4 protein-coding genes and 2 pseudogenes are annotated in these 6,515 nt (G+C 56.3%); 5 read left to right on the top strand and 1 reads right to left on the bottom strand.

Annotated elements, in window-relative coordinates:
* Positions 1 to 538: pseudogene (locus BN1129_RS15290) on the bottom strand (IS256-like element ISAs3 family transposase); the annotation flags it as partial.
* A gap of 71 nt (positions 539 to 609) precedes the next feature.
* On the opposite strand from BN1129_RS15290, the pseudogene BN1129_RS24605 reads away from it, so the two are divergent.
* From BN1129_RS24605 to BN1129_RS24015, 5 genes and pseudogenes are all read left to right on the top strand, one after another.
* A pseudogene (locus tag BN1129_RS24605) lies at positions 610 to 705 on the top strand (hypothetical protein); the annotation flags it as partial.
* A 319-nt stretch (positions 706 to 1,024) separates the two neighbouring features.
* Positions 1,025 to 2,011, top strand: a complete 987-nt coding sequence (locus tag BN1129_RS15285) for a helix-turn-helix transcriptional regulator (RefSeq protein WP_042037605.1) — start codon at positions 1,025 to 1,027, stop codon at positions 2,009 to 2,011.
* Positions 2,012 to 2,056: 45 nt separating this feature from the next.
* Complete coding sequence (gene cas1f / locus BN1129_RS15280; protein WP_042037604.1) at positions 2,057 to 3,034, top strand: type I-F CRISPR-associated endonuclease Cas1f; 978 nt, start codon at positions 2,057 to 2,059, stop codon at positions 3,032 to 3,034.
* Positions 3,031 to 6,336 (top strand): type I-F CRISPR-associated helicase Cas3f, encoded by a 3,306-nt coding sequence (gene cas3f / locus BN1129_RS15275; RefSeq protein ID WP_042037602.1) that lies wholly within the window; start codon positions 3,031 to 3,033, stop codon positions 6,334 to 6,336. Before cas1f ends, cas3f begins: the two co-directional genes overlap by 4 nt.
* Positions 6,329 to 6,515 (top strand): type I-F CRISPR-associated protein Csy1 (locus tag BN1129_RS24015; RefSeq protein WP_042037601.1); only part of this gene is annotated, 187 nt, incomplete at its 3' end. The genes cas3f and BN1129_RS24015, both read left to right, overlap by 8 nt.

Genomic DNA, 6,515 nt, shown 5'->3' with positions numbered 1-6,515 from the left:
CCCGCTGGTTCTCGCGGATCTTCAGCACAATGCAGTCCAGATAGACGATGGGATAGAGCGGATCCAGCGGCCGGTTTTGCCATTCGTGGACCTGCTCGATGACGCGTTCGGTCACCTTCGATACCAGCCCCGCCGAGATGTCGGCGTCATACATCTCTTTGAACGCGTCAACGATATCCCGCGTGCTCAAACCCTTGGCGTAGAGGGCGAGGATCTGGTCGTCCATCTGGGTCAGGCGTGACTGGCCCTTGCGGACGAACTGAGGTTCGAAGGACGAGTTACGGTCACGAGGGGCCTGGATAGTGACCTCTCCGTGCTGTCCTTTTAGGCGCTTGGCGGAATAGCCATTGCGATTGTTGCCGGTCCCACGGCCTTGTGGTGCGTGTTTCTCGTAGCCCAGATGCTCGTCCATCTCGGCATTGAGCGCGGTCTCGACGGTGAGCTTGATCAGCTGTTGGGTGAGTGTGCCGAGATCTTTTTCAGACTTGATGTCTTTTGCCAGCTCAGCGGCGAGTGCTTTGAGTTTGTCTTGGTCCATTTGCTTACCCACGAAGGTATCCTTTTGAAAAAGTTACTTATTCGTGGGCGGTTACACAATTGGATTTACAGGCTCCGTTTGAGCATTATAACGAGCACCACCCGCACAGCGCCTTGGGATACCGTTCACCCCGGGAATTTCTGCGCAGTCGGGTATCACAACCCTAAGCGGGAAAAAGTGTCTGGACCTATGGGGTCAAATCCAGATAGCCTAGGCAGTCACGGCTACATCTACATTGCGATTTACGGTACAGCCACTATCTATTCACGTTAATTGAACTGTTACATCATCTACCGGTGTTCAGAGCACATATTGAAAGGACGCAGAACTCTGCGTCCTTTCAAGGCAGGGTGATGGACGTGGATATACGTGAACAATCTAGATCATTGCCCAGTTTAACCGCATAGACCGAGTGTGAGACCCGATGGAGTTTTATTTTTGATGGCATGATAGCCTTGCCTTAAAGCTGAATCTGTTATCGACAAGATGGAACAACTCGACCGCGCCCTGAAACTACACCAACTGCTGCTGGATTATCGCCGCCCCATCTCTCAATGCCTTATCCTAGAGCGGCTAGAGTGTTCATCGAGTACCTTCAAGCGGCTATTGGATCTATTGCGTGATCGTTATCAGGCTCCCATCATCTGGGACCGCGCCGCTCGGGGTTATCGTTACGATACCGCTGATGGTCGCTTCACCTTGCCAGGGGTTTGGCTTACCGAGTCAGAAGCTTTCGCCTTATTGATGGCCAATAGCCTGCTACAGGAAGTGCAACCCGGCCTGCAGCAACAGGGGATGGCTCAACTGCTGGTTCGTATCGGCGAGCTGCTTGGCCCCCAGTGGCAGAGTCAGGCCGAGCGACTGCGTGTCGAGAGCATAGGGCGCCAGTATGTGGCGCCAGAGCTCTTCCTACCCCTAGTGCAGGCCTTATTTACCCGGCACCAGCTGAACTTCGTCTATCGCGCAACCTCGCACGAGGCCAAAGTTCGCCAGGTATCACCCCAGCGACTTTGTTGGTATAGGGACAATTGGTACCTGCTTGCTTGGTGCCACGGTCGCAAAGCTTTGCGTCTGTTTGCTCTCAGTCGCATCGCCGAACCAGCGACTCTGGATGAAGCTGCCTGCGAGAGGGAAGTGAGCGAGCTCGATGCACTCTTTGCCAATGGTTACGGCATCTTTGCCGGTAGCGCACTGAAGCGCGCCGAACTACGTTTTTCCCCCTCCGCCGCTCCCTGGGTTAAGGATGTGCAGTGGCACCGAGACCAGATCCAAACCCTGAAGGAAGACGGCTATATCCACCTCAGCTTCCCTTATGCTGACCAGCGTGAGCTGGTGCGTGACCTGCTGCGCTTTTGCGGTGAGGTCGAGGTGCTTTCGCCATCCGATTTGCGTCAGAGTGTCATCGCCGTCATGCAGGCAGGATTAAAAAGACATGAAGCGGAGACGTCAGTAGCTCAGCCTATGAGCCAGTGAGAGGGAAATAATAGCCAGAGCTTATCAAGAGGAAGATATGCGGATATGGAAGAGCTACGCCCATCTGATCTGAAGACGATTTTGCACTCCAAAAGGGCCAACCTTTACTACTTGGAATATTGTCGTGTCTTAGTTAATGGAGGTCGGGTCGAGTATGTTACCGATGAGGGAAAAGAGTCGCTCTATTGGAACATCCCTATTGCAAATACCACCTGCATCTTGTTGGGGGCGGGCACATCTATCACCCAAGCAGCTATGCGGGAGCTGGCGAAAGCTGGTGTCTTGGTTGGTTTTTGTGGCGGCGGTGGCACACCTCTTTTTGCCGCCAATGAGGTTGAAGTTAGCGTGAGCTGGCTCAACTCCCAAAGCGAGTACAGGCCAACCGAATATCTGCAGCAGTGGGTTAGCTTCTGGTTTTGTGATGATGCAAGGCTAAAAGCGGCCATCGCCTTTCAGAAAGCGCGTATCGCCCAGATTCGCAAGGTATGGCTGGGGGCGGCCATGAAACGTGAGCGGACATTTGCGCTCGACGAGGCCGCTCTCGACAGTGCCTTGCTACGTTTCGAGGCCCAGCTTGCTCACTGTCAAAGCACTACCGATGTGCTGGCACAAGAGGCCAGCTTGACCAAGATGCTCTACAAGTTGGCGGGCAATGCCGTGTGTTATGGCGAGTTTACCCGTGCCAAGCATGGTAGTGGCATCGACATGGCCAACCGTTTTCTCGATCACGGTAACTATCTCGCCTATGGCCTGGCCGCAACCGCTTGTTGGGTTATCGGCTTGCCCCATGGTCTCTCTGTACTTCATGGCAAGACCCGTCGCGGTGGGTTGGTGTTTGATGTGGCGGATCTGATCAAGGATGCGCTCATCTTGCCCCAGGCTTTTATCGCCGCCATGGCCGGGGAAGAAGAGCAAGAATTTCGCCAGCGGATCATCGGCAGCTTTAATCAGCACTGTGCATTGGATCTGATGATTGAGACCTTGCAGTCGGTAGCCGCCGACCTGAGTGAGGTGGGGCGATGAACGTTCTGTTGGTCTCCCAGTGCAGTAAACGAGCCTTGGATGAAACAAGGCGCATCCTGGATCAGTTTGCCGAACGCAAAGGTGAGAGAACCTGGGCGACGACGATCACCCAGAATGGCCTCGACACTTTACGCAAACTGCTACGTAAAACGGCCCGTCGTAACACCGCCGTATCCTGCCACTGGCTCAAAGGCGCGGGGCCAGAGCTTTGCTGGATCGTTGGCAATGTCCGCCGCTTCAATGAACAGGGCTCGGTGCCGACCAACAGTACCGGGCGCAATATCCTGCGCAGCCAGGATGAGAATCTCTGGCACTCTGGTGAAGCCATGGCGTTGTTGGCAGCGATCGCAGGCCTTTTTCACGATCTGGGCAAAGCCAACCGGCTCTTTCAGGACAAGCTCACGGGCAAGCGCCGTGAGCTGAGCGAGCCACTGCGCCATGAGTGGGTCTCGCTGCGCATCTTTGAAGCTTTCGTCGATGGTCGGGGCGACCTGCAGTGGCTAACAGCGCTCTCTAACTTGAACCCAAATGATGAAAAGGAGGCATTGGCAGGTCTTGGTAAGCTGACCGAAAGCAAGGCACATCCAACCAGAGTAAACCCGTTCGAAGCCTTGCCGCCGATCGCTCGCATCATCGGCTGGCTTATCGTCTCGCACCATCGTTTGCCGCAGTTTGACGCCAAACATGAGCAAGCCGTCGGCGCGCCTCCTCTGGAACGGTTAACGGTAGATTCAGGGCGCTTTGATGCCAGCTGGAACTCCCCCCAATGCCGCGCTCCAGAATGGGATAAGGAGGCATGGCAACGTGTTTGGGTCTTCCCTCACGGTACTCCTCTCGCCAGTCAAACCTGGTGCAGCAAAGCCAACAGTCTGGCGCAGCGAGCGCTACAGTGTCATTCACTCTGGCAAGACGGGGATTGGCTATCCGATCGTTTCACTGCTCATTTGGCTCGTCTGTGCCTGATGTTGGCAGACCATGCCTACTCCTCAGGTGATGTAACCGAGAAGTGGCAAGACAGGGATTATCGGGCCTATGCCAATACCGATCGCGTAACGGGCAGGCTCAAGCAGTCGCTTGATGAGCACAATATCGGCGTGGGCCATAACGCTTATCTGCTCGCCAAGAGTCTGCCGAAACTGCGGCCTTATCTACCCGCAATCACTCGCCACAAAGGCTTTAAACAGCGCAGCCAACAGAGTGCATTTCGCTGGCAGGACAAGGCATTTGATTTGGCCAGAATGTTGGTTCACCGCTCCCGGCAGCAGGGGTTCTTTGGGGTCAATATGGCTTCAACCGGCTGCGGAAAAACCTTTGCCAATGCCCGCATCATGTATGGGCTGGCCGATGAAAAGCTAGGCTGCCGCTTTAGCGTCGCATTGGGCCTTCGCACCCTGACGTTGCAAACCGGCGATGCCTTGAGAGCTCGATTGTCGCTCGATTCTGATGATCTGGCCGTGCTGATAGGTTCTGCGGCAGTGCAGCAGCTCCATGAGCTTCGAACCCGAAAGGCACTTTCCGAGCCTAAGAGTGGCTCCGAATCGGCAGAGTCGCTGCTTGATACCAATATGCATGTGCGTTACGACGGAGCCCTCGATGACGGCCCACTACGTCGCTGGCTCAAACAATCTCCTGCTTTGCATCAATTGGTCAGCGCCCCTGTACTGGTGAGCACCATCGATCACCTGATCCCGGCGACCGAAGGAACTCGTGGCGGCAAGCAGATTGCCCCCATGCTGCGTCTGCTCACCTCGGATCTGGTGCTTGATGAACCCGATGACTTCGGGCTGTCCGATCTGCCTGCCCTCTGTCGCCTGGTCAATTGGGCGGGGATGCTGGGTAGTCGGGTGCTGCTCTCATCGGCCACTCTGCAGCCCGCCTTGTTGAATGCCTTATTTGCCGCCTATCAAGCCGGACGAGCCTACTTTCACAAGGGCTGTGGCGAGCCAGGGCCCATGCCTCCCATCTGCTGTGCCTGGTTTGATGAGTTTGGGGTGGCCCAGCAGGATTTGGCTGAACAGGGTGCTTTCAAGAGTCATCACCAGGCGTTTGTGACTGCGCGTCTGAGCAGGCTGGCCGAGCAACCAGCCCTGCGCCGGGGAGCAATATGGCCTGTGAGTGCAAGTGGAAAAAGTAGCGATGAGGTGGTGCAAGCCATGGCGAGCGCGGTTCGTGAGGGCATGCTCCAGCTACACAGTGAGCATCATGAGCGCCACGCCTCAGGCAAGTGTTGTTCGGTCGGCCTGGTACGTATGGCTAATATCGATCCGCTGGTCGCTATCGCCCGGCAGGTACTAAGCCAGGCCCCGCCGCCCGACACCCGCATTCACTTTTGCATCTACCACAGCCACCACCCGCTGCTGGTGCGATCCGAGATGGAGAAGTGCCTCGATGCCCTGCTAACCCGCTATGACTGCGATGCATTTTGGCTGAGGTCCGAGGTGTCGCAGGCGCTGGCGCAGCCCGAAAAGCACCATCTGTTTGTCGTTTTTGCCTCGCCGGTCGCCGAAGTGGGGCGGGATCACGACTATGACTGGGCCATTGCCGAACCGAGTTCGATGCGATCTCTTATTCAGTTGGCCGGTCGCATCCAGCGTCACCGCAAGAGGGTGCCAGATCATCCAAACCTCTTGATCCTCAATCGCAACGCCAAGGCGTTGCGAGGGGTCACACCAGCCTATTGTCAGCCGGGGTTTGAGTCGAGCGAGTTTCAGCTTGCCAACCACGATATGGTGCAGAGTTTGCGAAAAGAGCAGTACGAGGTGATAGGGGCTGCACCCGCGATCCAGATGCCACCTAGCCCTGCTAGGGGGCCTTACACAAATCTGGTTGAGCTGGAGCACGCACATCTTGCCACCTCCTTGTTTGCTCAGGGACATCAGCCTCCCTCCGCCGTCTCTTGGTGGCAACATCAACTGGACTGGGCTGGTGAGATGCAACGGCAAACCCGCTTTCGGGAGTCGCGCCCCGACGAGAGCATTGTGCTCTATCAGGCGAATGATGATGAGCTCCTGCGCTTTCACCGGCTCGAAGATCGCGGTGAGCCTGAGCTGGTGGAGGCAAGCTGTTTCGAGCGCCAGACATTTACGCCCGCCGAGCGGGTCGCCCCCTGGTTGGATAACGAGCCAGAGCCTCTGCTGGCCGCCTTGGGGGCGCAGCTGGAGTGGGATGCTGCCAGGCTATCGCGCACCTTTACCGAGATCCGTCTTCCACTAAACGAGCAGAGTTCCAGGCCTTGGCAATATGACCCGCTATTCGGGATTTATCGGGAATTAAAGAAGAATAACGAGGGACGCTATGAGTGAAACAAGTCTGTCATCGGTCATTGATGACTATATCTCGGCAAGGCAGGAGGCCAAGCCGGACAAGTGGCTCACCAAGGGGGAGTGGCTCGACGATGCCGCCAGACGGGCCAAGCAGATCTCCCTGGTGACCCATGCCCCCAAGTTTACCCATGGGGATGCGCGGGGGATTGGGGCTAGAG

The sequence above is a fragment of the Aeromonas popoffii genome (assembly GCF_000820025.1).
GTDB classification, from domain to species: domain Bacteria; phylum Pseudomonadota; class Gammaproteobacteria; order Enterobacterales; family Aeromonadaceae; genus Aeromonas; species Aeromonas popoffii.
The sequence above is the reverse complement of the archived record's forward strand: the minus strand, read 5'-3'. Positions and strand labels throughout refer to the sequence as shown.